Origin of the sequence: Flavivirga eckloniae (assembly GCF_002886045.1) — a bacterium.
In the GTDB taxonomy this organism is placed as follows: domain Bacteria; phylum Bacteroidota; class Bacteroidia; order Flavobacteriales; family Flavobacteriaceae; genus Flavivirga; species Flavivirga eckloniae.
This window is the reverse complement of the sequence record NZ_CP025791.1, coordinates 735,303-751,567: the sequence shown is the minus strand read 5'-3', so window position 1 is coordinate 751,567 and position 16,265 is coordinate 735,303. Positions and strand designations below refer to the sequence as shown.

Genomic DNA, 16,265 nt, shown 5'->3' with positions numbered 1-16,265 from the left:
TTTTGTTAAAAACTCGCTCTAAATAACACAAAACTATTTCTAAAATAACTATTTTAATTTTGTAAATTTGCCTGCGTTTATAAGCGCAATATGACAACTACAAAATACATTTTTGTAACCGGAGGGGTTACATCGTCTTTAGGAAAAGGCATTATAGCAGCATCGCTTGCTAAATTATTACAGGCTCAAGGTTATCGAGTTACCATTCAGAAATTAGATCCATATATAAACGTAGACCCGGGAACATTAAACCCATACGAACATGGGGAATGCTATGTAACAGAAGATGGTGCTGAAACGGATTTAGATCTAGGGCACTACGAGCGCTTTTTAAACGTACCTACAAGCCAGGCTAATAATGTAACAACAGGACGTATTTACCAAAGCGTTATTCAAAAAGAGCGTCGTGGTGAGTTTTTAGGAAAAACAGTGCAGGTTGTTCCGCATATTACTAACGAAATAAAACGTCGTGTTCAACTTTTAGGGAAGTCGGGCGATTATGATATTGTCATTACCGAAATAGGAGGAACCGTTGGTGATATTGAGTCGTTACCATATGTAGAGGCCGTACGTCAACTTCGTTGGGATTTAGGTAAAGATAATGCCATAGTTATTCATTTAACATTAGTACCATTTTTATCGGCAGCAGGTGAGTTAAAAACAAAACCAACCCAGCATAGTGTTAAAACACTTATGGAGAGTGGAGTGCAAGCAGACATTTTAGTTTGTAGAACAGAGCATAATTTACCAAAAGATTTACGCCGAAAATTGGCCTTATTCTGTAATGTTAGAGAAGAAGCCGTTATTCAATCTATCGATGCTTCAACAATTTACGATGTGCCTAATTTAATGTTAAAAGAAGGTTTAGATAAGGTTGTTTTAGAGCAATTAAATTTAGAAAGCTCTACACCAGATATTACCAAATGGAATAGTTTTGTACATCGTCATAAAAATCCAAAGACGGATGTAACTATTGGATTAATTGGGAAATATGTAGAATTACAAGATTCTTATAAATCCATTCTAGAAGCCTTTATTCATGCAGGTGCTGAGAATGAGGTTAAAGTAAAAATAGAATCTATTCATTCCGAATATTTAAATGAAGATAATATTAAACTAAAACTAGGTCATTTAGATGGCGTTTTAGTTGCTCCCGGTTTTGGAGAGCGTGGTATAGAAGGAAAAATTACAGCAGTGAAGTTTGTTAGAGAAAATAACATTCCGTTCTTAGGAATTTGTTTAGGGATGCAAATGGCAGTTATTGAATTTGCTCGAAATGTTTTAGGTTTAGAAGATGCCAACTCAACAGAAATGGAAGCTGGTTCTAAAAACCCTGTAATAGATTTAATGGAAGAACAAAAAACCATTACAGATAAAGGAGGAACTATGCGTTTAGGAGCATGGGCTTGCGATTTGAAAAAAGGAAGTATTGTTCACGATATTTATAAAAGCGATTCAATAAAAGAACGTCACAGACACCGTTACGAATTTAATGGTACTTATAAAGAACAAATGGAAACAGCGGGTATGATTGCCACAGGATTAAACCCGGATACAGGTTTGGTTGAAATTGTGGAAATTACTGAACACCCTTGGTTTGTAGGCGTACAATATCATCCAGAATATAAAAGTACCGTTGCTAATCCGCATCCATTGTTTGTGGCATTTGTTAAAGCAGCTTTAAATCATAAAAAGAATCATAAAGGTGTCAGTATGGCACAAAATTAAAATTGGATAGCTTATTGATAAGCTAATTGTTATCCTATTTAAGGATTTACTTGATAATTTAAATTAAAGATAGCCTACCAACTGATAATATATTAAATGGAAGAAAAAAAATTAGATATTAATTCGATTATAGGGTTTTTACTTATTTTCGGAATATTAATGTACATGCTTTGGCAAAATCAGCCAACTCCAGAAGAGCTAGAAGCTCAGGAAAAAGCAAAACAAGAACAGGTTGAGGCAGAGAAAAAAGCTTCAGAACAAAATCAAACAAAAGTAACCACCGCAGAGGATTTTACACCCGGAGAGGTTACAGATTCACTTCAATTAGTCAAATTACAAAACAAACTTGGGGCATTTGCATACTCGGCAGCAAAAGCTTCAGATAAAGAAACTCTGGTTGAAAGTGATTTATTGGCACTGAAATTTAATAATAAAGGGGGATATCTTTCTGAAGTAAAACTAAAAGCCTTTGTAGATTTTAAAGAGTCTCCTATTTATTTGGTAAAGGATAATAACGCATCTTTTAATATTAATTTCGGAACCACAGACAGTAGAATATTAAATACCAAGGATTTATACTTTGAGCCTACCATAACTAAAAATGAAGGTAACACTATTGTTTCTATGAAACTTAAGGTGTCCGAAAGTAAGTTTTTGGAATACCGTTATGAGTTAAAAGATGGTGATTACATGATGGGATTCACCATTCGCTCTCAAGGTTTAAGTGATGTTATTAACAGTTCTCAGGAAGTAAATCTAGATTGGAACCTAAAAGGGTATCGTCATGCCAAAAGTATTTCGTACGAAAACCGTTATACTGATATTCATTATGAATATGATGAAGGAAAAGATGATTACACCGGTATGAGTGATACTGAAGAAACTGTAGAAAATGTAACCTGGATAGGATATAAGCAGCACTTTTTCTCTTCTATTTTATTAACAGATGCGCCTTTTAAAAGTACGAAGTTAGCTTCGAAAAACTTGGTTGAAGATGAAGCGATAGATACTGTGTATACTAAAGATTTTGCTTCAAAAATTCCTTTAGAATTAAAAGGAGGCGAGCTTAATCATAACTTAAATTGGTATTACGGACCAAGTGATTTTAAAATTTTAAATGCTTACGATAGAAATCTAGATGAATTGGTACCTCTAGGCTGGGGGATTTTTGGATGGATTAACCGTTACATTTTTATGCCGCTATTTAGCTTTTTAGGAAGCTTCATGCCTTATGGTATTGCTATTGTAGTCATGACTATTTTAGTTAAAATATTATTGTCGTTTGTACAGTACAAGCAATTCTTGTCTCAGGCGAAAATGAAAATACTTAAGCCGGAGTTAGATGCTATTCGTGAGAAGTATAAAGACAATAAAATGAAAGCGCAACAGGAAACTATGGCATTACAGACCAAAGCAGGGGCCAGTCCGCTGTCAGGTTGTTTGCCGGCATTAATACAGTTACCCGTATTTTATGCCTTGTTCCAGTTTTTCCCATCTGCGTTCGATTTAAGACAAAAGAGTTTCCTATGGGCAGAAGATTTATCATCGTATGATTCTGTCTTAACTTGGGATGTTAATATTCCTTTGATATCTACTTTTTATGGGAACCATATGAGTCTATTCCCAATATTAGCATCCATTGCTATTTTCTTTTACATGCGTTTGACTACTGGGCAACAGGTAAATACACAGCCACAGCAGGAAGGTATGCCAGATATGGGTAAAATGATGAAGTATATGATGTACTTCTCGCCAATCATGATGTTGTTCTTCTTTAATAACTATGCATCAGGATTGAGTTTGTACTACTTTATATCTAACGTAATTAGTATCGGAATTATATTAGTTATTAAGAATTATATTCTTGATGAAGATAAAATTCATGCTCAAATTCAAGAGAAAAAGAAGAAACCTAAAAAACAAAATAGATTCCAAGCTAAGATGCAGGAGATGATGGAGCAGGCAGAAAAACAAAAGCAGGCACAGCAAAAAAGAAAAAAGTAAATATTTCTTTTCAAGAGAAATTGGAGATCTAAAAATTATTAAAAAGTTGAAATGTTACATCGAGCGCAGTCGAGATGTTTTATGAATAAATTCCTTAAAAGTTGTCATGTTATTTAAATATGGCAACTTTTTTGTTATACAATTTGAAAATAATATTTTCGTTTGTATAGTATCATTTCATTAAGTCAGGTAAAAATTAAAGTTTAATATAGTTAGTCTTTAAAAATGAAAAAAGTAATAATAACGCTTCTTGTTTTAGTTGTTTATAATTTAGGTTTTTCGCAAGCTATAAATCAATTAGATGAAAACGGAAAACGTCATGGCATTTGGAAAAAGAAATTTAAAAACACCGATATATTAAGGTATGAAGGTGCTTTTTCCCATGGTAAGGAAATAGGAGTATTCAAATTTTATAAGAATATTAGAAAGAAAGCCGTATTAACTGCCAGCAAGGAATTTAATGAAAGTGATAATAAAGCTAATGTTAAGTTTTTCACAGAACGCGGGACACTTTTAAGTGAAGGCCAAATGGATGGCAAATTATATATTGGTAAATGGAAATATTACAAAGGAGGTCCGGATAAACTAATAACTGTAGAAAACTATAACGATAAGGGTAATTTAGAGGGGGAGCGCATTGTATATTATCCTAACGGGCAAATAGCTGAAAAGAAAAACTATTTAGATGGAAAGTTAGATGGTGTTTCTATTTGGTTTTCCAGAGATAATATTGTTTTAAAAGAATTCACTTATGCTAACGGAGAACTGCACGGGCTAGCAAAGTCTTATAGTCCTAAAGGGGACTTGATTGTAGAAGGAACATACAAACAAGGAAAGAAGCATGGTATATGGAAGTACTATGAAAATGGAAAACTTACAGAGGAAAAAGATTATACGTATAAATCTAAGTACGTTAAAGTAAATAATAAATATGTAAAAAGAAGCTCCTTAAAAAATTAAGGAGCCTCCCTTTTTCATAGGCAATTTTAATCCAAAAAACGACTGCCTACAATCAACAAACCAAACTAATTTGTCAAATTTGGGATTGCAACTTTGTTGATAACATGTATCACACCATTTCCAGCCTGTACATCAACAGCTATTATTCCAATGTCAGACACACCAGACCCATCAGTTAAATACGCAATGTTATCACCGCTACCTGGTAGTGTTATGGTTAAGTTATCACCTTCTAAACTTGGAGCTGTAGTATCTCCCGGATTATTTAAATCACCAGAAGTTACATTCAATCCACCAATAGCATGATGCAATAATACTTGAGTTAATACCGGTTCTGCTGGAACCGTTATGGCAGCAAAAGCATCATTAGTTGGAGCAAACACTGTAAAAGGCGCAGGGTTTGTTCCGTTAGGAGTAGAAAGTGTTGCTACAAAATCTGTAGCAGGGGTTAATATGGTTAGAGCATCTACCAAGGTAGAAAATGTTGGATCTGCAGTGGCAAATGTTACTATGGTAGGTATATCTATTACAGCGTCAACAGCATGAATAACACCATTGGATGCAATAATATCTGGCAGAGCAACAGTAGAAACACCATTAAGGGTTACGCCACTATCAGTATTTATATATAAACTTAAATTGTTTGATGTATCACCAAATGTAGCAGCAGTTTTTACATAGCTGTTAGTTAAACCAGAAGATACGGCTGTAGCACCTGCAACAACGTGATTAGACAAAATATCATTTAAATCATTGCCATTCGGGTTTGTAAACGCTGTAAAGGCATCATTTGTAGGAGCAAATACAGTAAATTCGCCTGGAGTTGATAATAAATCTGTAAATGTTGTGTTGCCACCGTTTGTTAAAGCTCCTACTAAACTTGTTAGATTAGGATTTGCAACGGCATGATCAACAATGTTAGGAAGTCCAATTACGGCATCTACAATATGAATAACGCCATTGGTAGCTTCAATATTTGGTGTGTCAACATTAGAAATACCATTAAAGGTTACACCGCTGGATGTATCAAAAAACAGACTCATTTTATTGCCTCCGGCACCTGTCGCTTCAGTTGAAGTATATCCAGAACCCAGACCTGTTAAATCGGTAGATTTTAATGCCGACCCGGCAATAACATGGTTTAACAATACTTGGGCTAATACATCTGTAGGAACATCACCTAAAGAAGCAAAACCATTATCGGATAAGAAGGCAGTAAAAGCCTCGTTAGTTGGCGCCAGTACTGTAAATGGTCCAACACCATTTAATATACTTACTAAATCACCATCTGCAGCTTGTAATGCTGCAACCAAATTACTGAGTATAGGCGTATCTAAAGCAACACCTACTATATTTTTAGGTAATTCAGGTAAAACAACTTTATTTATTACATGTATAACGCCATTGGCAGCTTGTACATTAGTTACTATAATTTCACTTACTCTACCATTGGCATCAGTTAATGTTGCACCACCTGTTACATTAGCTGTGATATCTCCACCTAATGTAGTTACTGTCATATCATCTGTTAGAGAAGCGGCTAAAACATTAGCTCCAGCAACTGCATGAAGATCTAGGGTGGCTTTTAAGGTAGGCTCGTCTATATCATCTAAAGTAGCCGCACCGAGTTCTGTTAATAGGTCGGTAAATGCAGCATTAGTAGGAGCGAATACTGTAAAAGGAGCAGGATCTGTTCCGTTTGGAGTCGATAATGTCGTTACATAATCGAAGGTTAAATCATTTCTTGTTAGAGCAGAAACCAATGTGGAAAAGGTTTCATCTGCTATTGCAAAATCAACTACTGTTGGTAATCCTATTACTTTATCAACAACGTGAACTACACCATTTGAAGCTTTCAAATTAGGAGCAGATACGCTGGAGTTTCCATTTAGTTTAACGCCAGAAGACGTATTTATATAGATACTTAAGTTATTACTTGTACTACTTTCGGTAGCTAAAGTACTCTTGTATTCTGTAGTAAGACTAGAGGAGTTAAACTCGCCTTCAATAACGTGGTTTAATAATACCTGTTTTAAAACATCAACAGGTACATCATTAAGAGATGCGAATCCATTATCTGATAAAAATGCGTCAAAAGCTGCATTTGTGGGTGCGAATACGGTAAATGTATCAGTTTGTAAAGCACTAACTAAATCTGCACGTTGTAAAGCTGCGACTAAGTTAGAGAGGTCGGGTGACGATATTGCCAGTTCAACAATATTTAATGTGCCTACATCAGGAATGTTAGCATCATCATCATTACTACATGAGAATGCTAATATTAAACCTAAAGTAAAGAACATTGATTTTCTGAAAAAATTTAATGATTTCATGCTCTGAATATTTTTTTAGTTATACTTTGTTTAACAAATGTATTAAAAAGTTAAACAAAAATCCAAATTTTGTTTAACTTTTTTTAAAAATAAGTAAACAAATTGTTTTTTGACGATATATTCATTAGCATACTTGTCTATAAAAAATACACTAAATTATATGTATCTTTGTACCCTAATTTTTTTAAATGAAACGTGTTATAATTGGACTTTCAGGAGGAGTAGACTCCAGTGTTGCCGCTTATTTGTTAAAGCAGCAAGGGTATGAAGTTATTGGCTTGTTTATGAAAAACTGGCATGACGATTCTGTAACTATATCGAACGAATGTCCTTGGTTAGATGATAGTAACGATGCTATGTTGGTTGCCGAAAAATTAGGAATACCTTTTCAAACGGTCGATTTAAGCGAGCAGTATAAAGAACGTATTGTAGATTATATGTTCCATGAATACGAAAAAGGTAGAACACCTAACCCAGATGTGCTATGTAATAGAGAAATTAAGTTTGATGTCTTTATGAATATAGCTTTGGAGCTAGGGGCAGACTATGTAGCTACCGGTCATTATTGCAGAAAAGGAACGATTCAAAAAGACGGAAAGGAAATTTACCAGTTACTTGCTGGTGTAGACGGTAATAAAGATCAGTCTTATTTTTTATGTCAGTTATCTCAAGATCAATTGGCTAAATCGTTATTTCCTATTGGGGAATTAACAAAGCCGGAAGTGCGGGAGATAGCAACAGAATTGGATTTGGTTACTGCCGAAAAGAAAGATTCCCAAGGGTTGTGTTTTATAGGTAAGGTAAAATTACCGGATTTTCTTCAGCAGCAATTGAAGCCCAAAGAAGGGGTTATTGTTGAAATTCCAAAAGAGCAAAACGTTTTTAATCATGTTGAGACCGAATTTAGTTCAGAAGAAGAAAAACTAAAGTATTTATCGCGTAAAATAGATTATAAAGTTGACTACGGCAAAATAGTAGGGAAGCATCAAGGGGCTCATTATTTCACAAAAGGCCAACGTAAAGGACTTGCTGTTGGTGGTACTGCAGAACCATTATTTGTTATTGATACGGATGTGGACGAAAATGTTATTTACACAGGACAGGGCAAGGAACATCCTGGTCTTTTAAAGAAAGCACTATTCGTTACCAATGAAGAATTGCATTGGATTCGTGAGGATTTAGAGCTAGGCTTAGACGAAACCATGGAGGTTATGGCAAGAATTAGGTACCGACAACCGCTTCAAAAAGCCGTATTACATAAAGTTGAAAGTGGTTTATATGTTGAATTTAAAGCTTATCAGTCTGCAATCACAGAAGGACAGTTTGTAGCCTGGTATTTAGAAGATGAGTTAGTAGGTTCGGGAGTAATTTCTTAAATTGCCATAACTTAATCTTTTGGCTATGAAGAAACCTCTACTAGTTTTGGTGCTATTGAGTTATCTGTTTAATGCGTCTGCGCAAGAAGATGCATGGGTGTATTTTAAAGATAAACCAAATGTTGCCGCTTCAATAGCTAATCCTATTTCTATACTAACTCAAAAAGCGATAGATAGAAAAAATTCCCATAATGTTTTAATTGATGAAAGGGATGTGCCTGTTAATGAGAATTATATTTCTCAACTTAAAGGAGCAACAGGTATAACGGTAATGGCAAAATCGAAATGGTTTAATGCAGTCCATGTAAGAGGAAGCGAAACAGATATTAATAGTTTGTCTGCCACATTTTCCTTTATAGACCGTATAGACTTTGCTAATAAAAGTTTAAACACGATTAAACTTGTCAAGAGAAAAAGTAAATCTAAATTAGAAAGCGCCTTTACAATATTTACATATGGCAACGCAGCCAACCAAATAGAAATGTTTAATGGACATGAATTGCATTTGGCAAATTATACGGGTACGGGAATGACGGTTGCTGTTTTAGATGCCGGTTTTCCGAATGTAAATACCATGACATCATTCCAAAGACTAAGAGATGCCGGAAATATTCTGGATGATTACGATTTTGTTAATAGAGATGCCGATGTTTATACTAGTACAGCTAGCAATCATGGTACTTTGGTATTAAGTACTATGGCTGGTTATGTTGAAAATCAATACGTTGGTACGGCGCCAGATGCGTCCTATTACTTATTTATTACAGAAGATGCCTCAAGCGAAAATCCCGTAGAAGAAAGTTATTGGGTAGAAGCGGCAGAACGCGCCGATAGTTTGGGGGTAGATGTTATAAATACGTCGTTAGGATATACTACATACGATAATGTTAATTATAGTCATACAACTGCTAACATGGATGGCAATACCACTTTTATAACCAAAGGTGCGAATATTGCTTTTGAAAAAGGGATGTTGTTGGTAAATTCTGCAGGAAACTCAGGTGGTGGTAGTTGGGGTATAGTTGGCGCACCGGCAGATGCTGCTGGCGTTTTAAGTATAGGTGCTGTAAAGGCAGATGGTACATATGCAGCGTTTAGCTCACGGGGAAATAGTACACAGCCCACCCAAAAACCGGATGTTGTTGCTCAAGGTCAGGCTAGTTATGTTATAACCGAAAGTGATGTTATAGGAACATCAAACGGTACCTCGTTTAGTTCTCCCATTTTGGCAGGAGGTGTTGTGTGCCTATGGCAGGCATTACCAGATAAAACCAATGCAGAGATTATGCAGTTGGTTCGAGAGTCTGCATCGAAATACAGTACTCCCGATAATTTTTTGGGGTATGGTATCCCAGATTTGCAAGCAGCGCTTAACACTACTCTTAGCGATGTGGATAATTATGATGAGGATGAAGATTTAAAACTATTTCCGAACCCAACTAACGGAGTGATTCGCTTTAACCAAAGTGAATTATCTGTAACTATTTTTAATATTTTAGGGAAACAAGTGCTTGAAACTACTACAGGTACTAATAACCAAATAGATGTATCTTCATTGTCGAAAGGGGTTTATGTTGCCAGAATTCAATCAGAAAACAAGACAAAAACAATAAAATTTATAACATATTAAATGAGCAATAGCATTACGCAATTATTCAATATTGAATATCCCATTATTCAAGCAGGTATGATTTGGAATAGTGGGTGGCGATTGGCTTCGGCTGCAAGTAATTCAGGTATTTTAGGGTTAATAGGTGCGGGATCTATGTATCCTGATGTTTTACGGGAACACATTCAAAAATGTAAAAAAGCTACCGATAAACCTTTTGGGGTTAATGTTCCTATGCTGTACCCCAATATTGAGGAAATCATGAATATAATTGTAGAAGAAGGCGTTAAGATCGTGTTTACTTCTGCAGGAAATCCAAAAACATGGACTTCGTGGTTACAGGAACGTAACATTACTGTAGTACATGTTGTGAGTAGTGTAAAGTTTGCTATAAAGGCTCAAGAAGCTGGTGTTAATGCTATTGTAGCCGAAGGTTTTGAAGCAGGGGGACATAATGGTAGAGATGAAACGACCACATTAACACTTATTCCAATGGTTAAAGAACATATTAATATTCCTTTAATTGCGGCAGGAGGTATAGCTACAGGAAAAGCCATGTTGGCAACTATGATTTTGGGAGCCGATGGTGTACAAGTGGGAAGTCGGTTTGTTGCCAGTGAAGAAAGCTCTGCACATGATGCGTTTAAAAAAGTAGTGGTTGATGCCAAGGAAGGAGCAACCCAATTAACACTAAAGGAATTAGCGCCTGTACGTTTAATAAAGAATAAGTTTTTTAACGATGTACAAGCATTATACAAAACAGGCCCAACAGTTGAAGAACTTAAAACCTTACTAGGGCGTGCAAGAGCTAAAAAAGGCATGTTTGAAGGCGAATTGGAAGAAGGCGAATTAGAAATTGGACAAATTGCTGGCTTGATTCATGATATTAAACCAGTATCACAAATTGTTAAAGACATGATACAGGAATTTGAAGCAGCTAAAAAAGTGGTTGCTGGTTTGTAAGAGGTCATTTAAAAAATAGAAACTAAGTTATTGAGTCGTTAGCTATAAGGGGGCTTTATTTGTACCATACTCGATAGACTCAGGCTTCCCTTTGTTAATATGAGCTTTTGATAAAACTTAAGTACAGACCAGACCTGTCAGGCTTTAAAACCTGACAGGTCTACAGAACATAAGGTTGCTGGTCTAGCTTCAAAATATAGTCGAATTAATATAAAACGATTATTCATTTTTAGGCAATTCGTTCATAGGAACCTTATACAATCTACTTGAACCGTTATCTGGTTTATCAAACTCTTTTAATAAGGCATCGATTGACAATGGATTTTCAAAATCTACTTTGGTGTTATCCTGTTTGCTAGTAAAGTATAGCGTATTCGTACTGTTGCTAACAAAAGGACAGTAATCCATTTTATTAGTGTTTATGGTATTTCCTAAGTTTTTTGCCGGTGTCCAATTGCCATCAAGATGGTAACTAATATATAAATCGCCACTGCCAAAACCATCTTTTCTTTTATAGCAACCATAAATTATATAGGACTCGTCTGGAGCTATAAAAGCATTGTATTCGTAACCTTCGGAGTTAACGGTATCTGGTAATACTTTAGGTTCGGAATAGTTTCCGTTCGTATATGTACTCATATAAATATCGTCCTTGCGTTTTAAATTTGGATCATCTCTTGTAAAATAAAAATTACCATTATCGGCTATCGAAGGATAAAATTCACCATGTTCTGTATTAATAGGACTGCCCATGTTTATAGGCTGCGACCAATCGCTGTTAAGTGTTTCTCGTTCTGCATACCAAATATCAAAGTCTTTGGGTTTATTCGATGTTGGATCTATGACTCTTGTAGAAGCAAAATAAATTTTTAAACCATCAGGAGAGAAAAAGGGCTCCAAATCAAAATACCGACCAGAAAAGGAAGCAACTTGCGGACTGCTCCAGGTGTTACCCTCTTTTTTCACGGTTATTATAGCAGATAGATTTCCCATAACACTCTGCGCAGTAAACATAATCTCTTTTCCGTTAGGAGAGATTGCTAAATCTCGAACGTTTGGAAATTGTTTAACAACTTCAGGAATAAAAGGTTTTGTGGTTTGTTGCGTAAAGCCTAAAAAAATATTAAAAACAAGAATAAGAGAGCATATGGATTTCATAATTAAATATTTGTTACAAGATAATAAACGAGGCTATTTGGATTTCTAAAAGGAATGTTAATATTAAGTATAGGTTAACAGTATTAAGCTTGTGTTAAACACCTCATAAGAATGATGTAATGATTTAATGGATGTTTTTTGTCTTATCAATTCATTGTGAGGTGTTTGGTTTTAAGTTAGAAAATACATGAAATTAATGTAGCAAAAGTATGTTTCAGAATGAAGTTTAATGCTCCTTTTTTTGGTTTGAAACTTGATGCTCAATAGACTTAATTCTAAAAACTTTTAAAATGAAAAAATTACTGTTTATTGCTGCAATTATTATCAATGGTGTAACATTCGGTCAGGGATCAAATAAAAAAATGGTTATTAAAAAAGGAGCTTTTAATTTAGGGGGGAGGGTTGTTTTAGTTTTTGACAATTATAAAAATAGAGACAATACCTATAAATCTGATCGAAACAGTTTTGAAGTTAATCCTAATTTTGGTTATGCAATTAAAAACAATTTACTTATTGGTTTGGGGATGGGTTATGTGTATTCCAAAAATAAATCTTACGATATCGATGATTTGATAATTGATGAAAGGTCACATTCAACTACAGAAGGTGTAAATATATTTCCTTACGTTAAAAAATATTTTTCTTTGGGATCTAAACTATTAATACATCTACAAGGTGAATTTAAGTATTCGGAATATAAACAAAAGTTAAGTAACACTAATATGCTAAATAATAGTAATAGATTTAGTAACAGCATTTTTGTGGGGCTACGTCCAGGTATCACTTATTTTTTTAGTAAAAACCTAGCCTTTGAAACAAATTTGGGGGCAATAGGTTACACAAGGGGGAAAAACCAATATGCTTCTATTAATAATGGTGGTAATAAATCCAAATCTTTCAGTTTTAATTTAGACTCTTCAAACTTACAATTTGGGTTTTCCTACTTTTTCTAAATAAGTATTTCCAAATACAGTTAAAAATAAAAAGGAGGAATATAATTCCTCCTTTAAACATTAAAACATGTTAGCTATATCAATTTTGTTCTCCCTTTAAAATGAAAAAGCTAAATGTTTCTTGTGCTATTTCTTATTCAGTTTGCCTTTAAGGCGGTGCAAATGTATGAAAATGCTACGCCATATCGTTTAAAATTTGTATATAATTATAAAGAGTTATCAACAACTATTAACATTTGTTAATTTGTGATTAAAATCAAAATAAGATTGAAAAATTCGTAAAAGAATAACCCCTAAAGATTATTTTTGCCAAATGCAATTAAAAGACTATACCAAAGAATTTCAATATAATTGGAAGTTAGCCTCCCCAGTTATGCTTGGTATGTTAGGTCATACCTTCGTAAGTTTTATCGATAACATTATGGTAGGACAGTTGGGAACGGCAGAACTCGCTGCGGTATCTTTAGGTAATAGTTTTATGTTTATAGCCATGTCTTTGGGCATTGGTTTTTCTACGGCTATTACACCTTTAATTGCAGAGGCAGACGCATCGAAAGATTTCATAAAGGGAAAATCTTCCTTTAAACATGGCTTGTTTTTATGTACTGTTTTAGGTGTGTTACTTTTTTTAATGGTGTTTTTTGCAAAACCACTCATGTATTTAATGAAACAACCGGTAGAGGTTGTAGAACTAGCAATACCATATTTAGATTTAGTAGCTTTTTCGTTAATTCCTTTAATTATTTTCCAAGCATTTAAACAATTTAGCGATGGGTTGTCTATGACTAGATACCCGATGTATTCTACATTATTGGCAAATATTGTAAATGTAGTTTTAAACTATGTATTAATTTTTGGAAAATTTGGGTTTCCCGAACTCGGTATAGTAGGAGCAGCTTATGGTACTTTGGCGTCGCGTATTATTATGGTCTGGCACTTATGGTTCTTGCTTAAAGGAAAAGAAAAATCTAAAGCATTTGTAACCAACATTAAGTTTTTTGTATTAGATAAACTGATGCTTAATAAAATAATCAACCTAGGGGCACCAAGTGCGATGCAGATGTTTTTTGAAGTAGCCATTTTTACAGCAGCCATATGGTTAAGCGGTTTATTGGGTAAAAATCCGCAAGCAGCAAACCAGATTGCCCTTAATTTATCGTCTATGACATTTATGGTAGCCATGGGATTAAGCGTCGCGTCTATGATTCGTGTTGGAAACCAAAAAGGATTAAAGGCTTATTTTGAATTGCGCCGCATTGCGTTTTCTTTATTTTTAATGGGAACATTGCTCGCCTTTGGGTTTGCTTTACTGTTTTTTATATTTCATAACCAGTTACCTAAGCTATATGTAGATTATGATGATGCAAAGAATTTAATCGATAATACCGAAGTGGTAAGCATTGCCTCTAAGTTGTTAATAGCTGCCGCTATATTTCAAATAAGTGACAGCATTCAAGTTTTGGTTTTAGGTGCGTTACGCGGATTACAAGACGTAAAAATACCAACCATTATTACATTTGTATCCTATTGGTTGGTTGGATTTCCAATAAGCTGGTTTTTTGGAAAAGCGGATGCTTATGGTAGTTTTGGTATTTGGCTAGGTTTATTAGCGGGGCTAACTACAGCAGCTATTTTGTTGTATATTCGATTCGATTATCTGACAAAAAAGTTGATTAATACTTGAAGCGCCTAAAGTGAGCTAAAGTACTTAGTACTTAAAGTTATAAGCAAAGTTAATAACTAATAAATGTAGGGTTTGCAGAAAAGTTAGAAACTGAACAACTAAATTTGAAATAGAAATTATAAATTTAACACCAGAAAAAAATGATTGTCACATGGAAATGATTAATGGTTTTATTCTATAAGAATTGTATAGAATCAAAAAAGAGTTTTCAGTGATTTTCAACTCAATATATATTGACTAACAAACTTTAAGTACTTAAAACGTATAACTAAGACAGATGACACTTCCAAAATTTATACTTGGCGATAATACAGAATTCCCGAACGCTATTTTTGTAATTCATACAGAATTCCCTAGGTTTATTATTAATCTTGAAGACGATGAGGTAGAGTGGTTTGAGGATTTTGATGCCGAAGACCAAAAAGAGCTAGAGGCAGAAACAGAAAATGCCATAAAATTGGCAACCGAGTTTTATGATAACGAAGTAGCTAAGTACCAAGATTAATTTTGTAAAACAGTATAAATGATCGACCAGCTTTTAAAACACGACACAGAATTATTTTTGTTTTTAAATAATTTAGGCGCCGAACCTTGGGATAATTTATGGTTAATAATAACAAATAAGCTTACGTTTATACCATTATATGCCCTGTTACTGTTTTTGCTTTATAAAAAGTTTGGATTAAAATCATTGCTAGTGTTTGTCGTGGTTGTAGCGTTAATGATAACGTTTACAGACCAAATTACTAATGTATTTAAACGAGGCTTTCAACGCCCTAGACCTTGCGGAGAAGCAGACTTAATAGATCAAATGCGCTTTATTGCAGTACGTTGTGGAAAATACGGGTTCTTTTCCGGGCATTCATCTAACTCTATGGCGGCAGCTGTTTTTGCAGGTTTAATGTTAAAACAACACTATAAGAACCTTATTTTTATTTTACTTTTTTGGAGTGCCGTAGTAGCATACAGCAGGATTTATGTAGGCGTGCATTACCCCTTGGATATTGTATGTGGATTAACCTTTGGTGCAATTTCCGGATTTCTGTTTTATAAATTAGGTCAGTACCTTCTTAAACGATTTATAACGTCTTAATAGTCCAATTTCAACAAATTACCACTGTCTAAAGCCATAGTTTTTAATCTCCAAACCTTCAAACAATGCTTTAGATTTATTCACCATGTCATTTTGATCGTTCACCAGTTAAAATGAATCACTGACCATATTAATTTTATTACCACCCAATAAGGCGATAATTTTAAAAGAAAAGAAATGGCAGATAAATCTATTATCAAAACAAGCATGTTTATTAAGTCTATCAATAGAAATTCCTGTACTAACAGCTAATTCTTTGTAGACTACAAATCATATCACTCCTTAATCAAACAAAATACGAACGATAATCTTGTGGCATACTTTATTGGCTTCTACAGGAAATGAAAATTAATGCAATCTAAATAATAGAAATATGATGTAAACCAAATAAAAAGAGGCTTTTA

Annotated in this window: 12 protein-coding genes; 10 read left to right on the top strand and 2 right to left on the bottom strand. The window is 34.3% G+C overall.

Annotation, left to right across the window (positions count from 1 at the left end; translation table 11 throughout):
• Positions 1-90: 90 nt before the first annotated feature.
• From C1H87_RS03130 to C1H87_RS03120, 3 genes are all read left to right on the top strand, one after another.
• Positions 91-1,728: a CTP synthase gene (locus tag C1H87_RS03130; protein ID WP_102754420.1), complete on the top strand. Its 1,638-nt coding sequence runs from the start codon at positions 91-93 to the stop codon at positions 1,726-1,728.
• A gap of 96 nt (positions 1,729-1,824) precedes the next feature.
• A complete protein-coding gene (gene yidC, locus C1H87_RS03125) occupies positions 1,825-3,732 on the top strand; it encodes a membrane protein insertase YidC (protein ID WP_102754419.1) in 1,908 nt (635 codons plus the stop codon).
• A gap of 225 nt (positions 3,733-3,957) precedes the next feature.
• Positions 3,958-4,692 (top strand): toxin-antitoxin system YwqK family antitoxin, encoded by a 735-nt coding sequence (locus tag C1H87_RS03120; protein WP_102754418.1) that lies wholly within the window; start codon positions 3,958-3,960, stop codon positions 4,690-4,692.
• A gap of 65 nt (positions 4,693-4,757) precedes the next feature.
• Here the strand turns inward: C1H87_RS03120 and C1H87_RS03115 are convergent, their stop codons facing one another.
• The gene (locus C1H87_RS03115; protein WP_233783319.1) at positions 4,758-7,025 is read right to left on the bottom strand and encodes a fasciclin domain-containing protein; all 2,268 of its coding nucleotides are present in this window, start codon (positions 7,023-7,025) and stop codon (positions 4,758-4,760) included.
• Between the two features lie 188 nt (positions 7,026-7,213).
• On the opposite strand from C1H87_RS03115, the gene mnmA reads away from it, so the two are divergent.
• Genes mnmA through C1H87_RS03100 form a run of 3 tightly spaced genes read left to right on the top strand, consistent with a single transcriptional unit; the run spans position 7,214 to position 10,973 of the window.
• Positions 7,214-8,401, top strand: a complete 1,188-nt coding sequence (gene mnmA, locus C1H87_RS03110; protein WP_102754417.1) for a tRNA 2-thiouridine(34) synthase MnmA — start codon at positions 7,214-7,216, stop codon at positions 8,399-8,401.
• Positions 8,402-8,426: 25 nt separating this feature from the next.
• Positions 8,427-10,031, top strand: a complete 1,605-nt coding sequence (locus tag C1H87_RS03105) for a S8 family serine peptidase (protein WP_102754416.1) — start codon at positions 8,427-8,429, stop codon at positions 10,029-10,031.
• Positions 10,032-10,973: an NAD(P)H-dependent flavin oxidoreductase gene (locus C1H87_RS03100; protein WP_102754415.1), complete on the top strand. Its 942-nt coding sequence runs from the start codon at positions 10,032-10,034 to the stop codon at positions 10,971-10,973.
• A gap of 219 nt (positions 10,974-11,192) precedes the next feature.
• Here the strand turns inward: C1H87_RS03100 and C1H87_RS03095 are convergent, their stop codons facing one another.
• Complete coding sequence (locus C1H87_RS03095; protein WP_102754414.1) at positions 11,193-12,131, bottom strand: TolB family protein; 939 nt, start codon at positions 12,129-12,131, stop codon at positions 11,193-11,195.
• Positions 12,132-12,421: 290 nt separating this feature from the next.
• Between C1H87_RS03095 and C1H87_RS03090 the strand changes: the two genes are divergently transcribed.
• The 4 genes from C1H87_RS03090 (at position 12,422) to C1H87_RS03075 (ending at position 15,861) form a co-directional block, all read left to right on the top strand.
• Positions 12,422-13,084, top strand: coding sequence for a hypothetical protein (locus tag C1H87_RS03090; RefSeq protein WP_102754413.1), 663 nt, complete (start codon positions 12,422-12,424; stop codon positions 13,082-13,084).
• Between the two features lie 313 nt (positions 13,085-13,397).
• Complete coding sequence (locus C1H87_RS03085) at positions 13,398-14,768, top strand: MATE family efflux transporter (protein ID WP_102754412.1); 1,371 nt, start codon at positions 13,398-13,400, stop codon at positions 14,766-14,768.
• Positions 14,769-15,045: 277 nt separating this feature from the next.
• On the top strand, positions 15,046-15,273 hold the full coding sequence (locus C1H87_RS03080) for a hypothetical protein (protein ID WP_102754411.1): 228 nt from the start codon (positions 15,046-15,048) through the stop codon (positions 15,271-15,273).
• 18 nt (positions 15,274-15,291) lie between these two features.
• Complete coding sequence (locus tag C1H87_RS03075; RefSeq protein WP_102754410.1) at positions 15,292-15,861, top strand: phosphatase PAP2 family protein; 570 nt, start codon at positions 15,292-15,294, stop codon at positions 15,859-15,861.
• Positions 15,862-16,265: the final 404 nt, after the last annotated feature.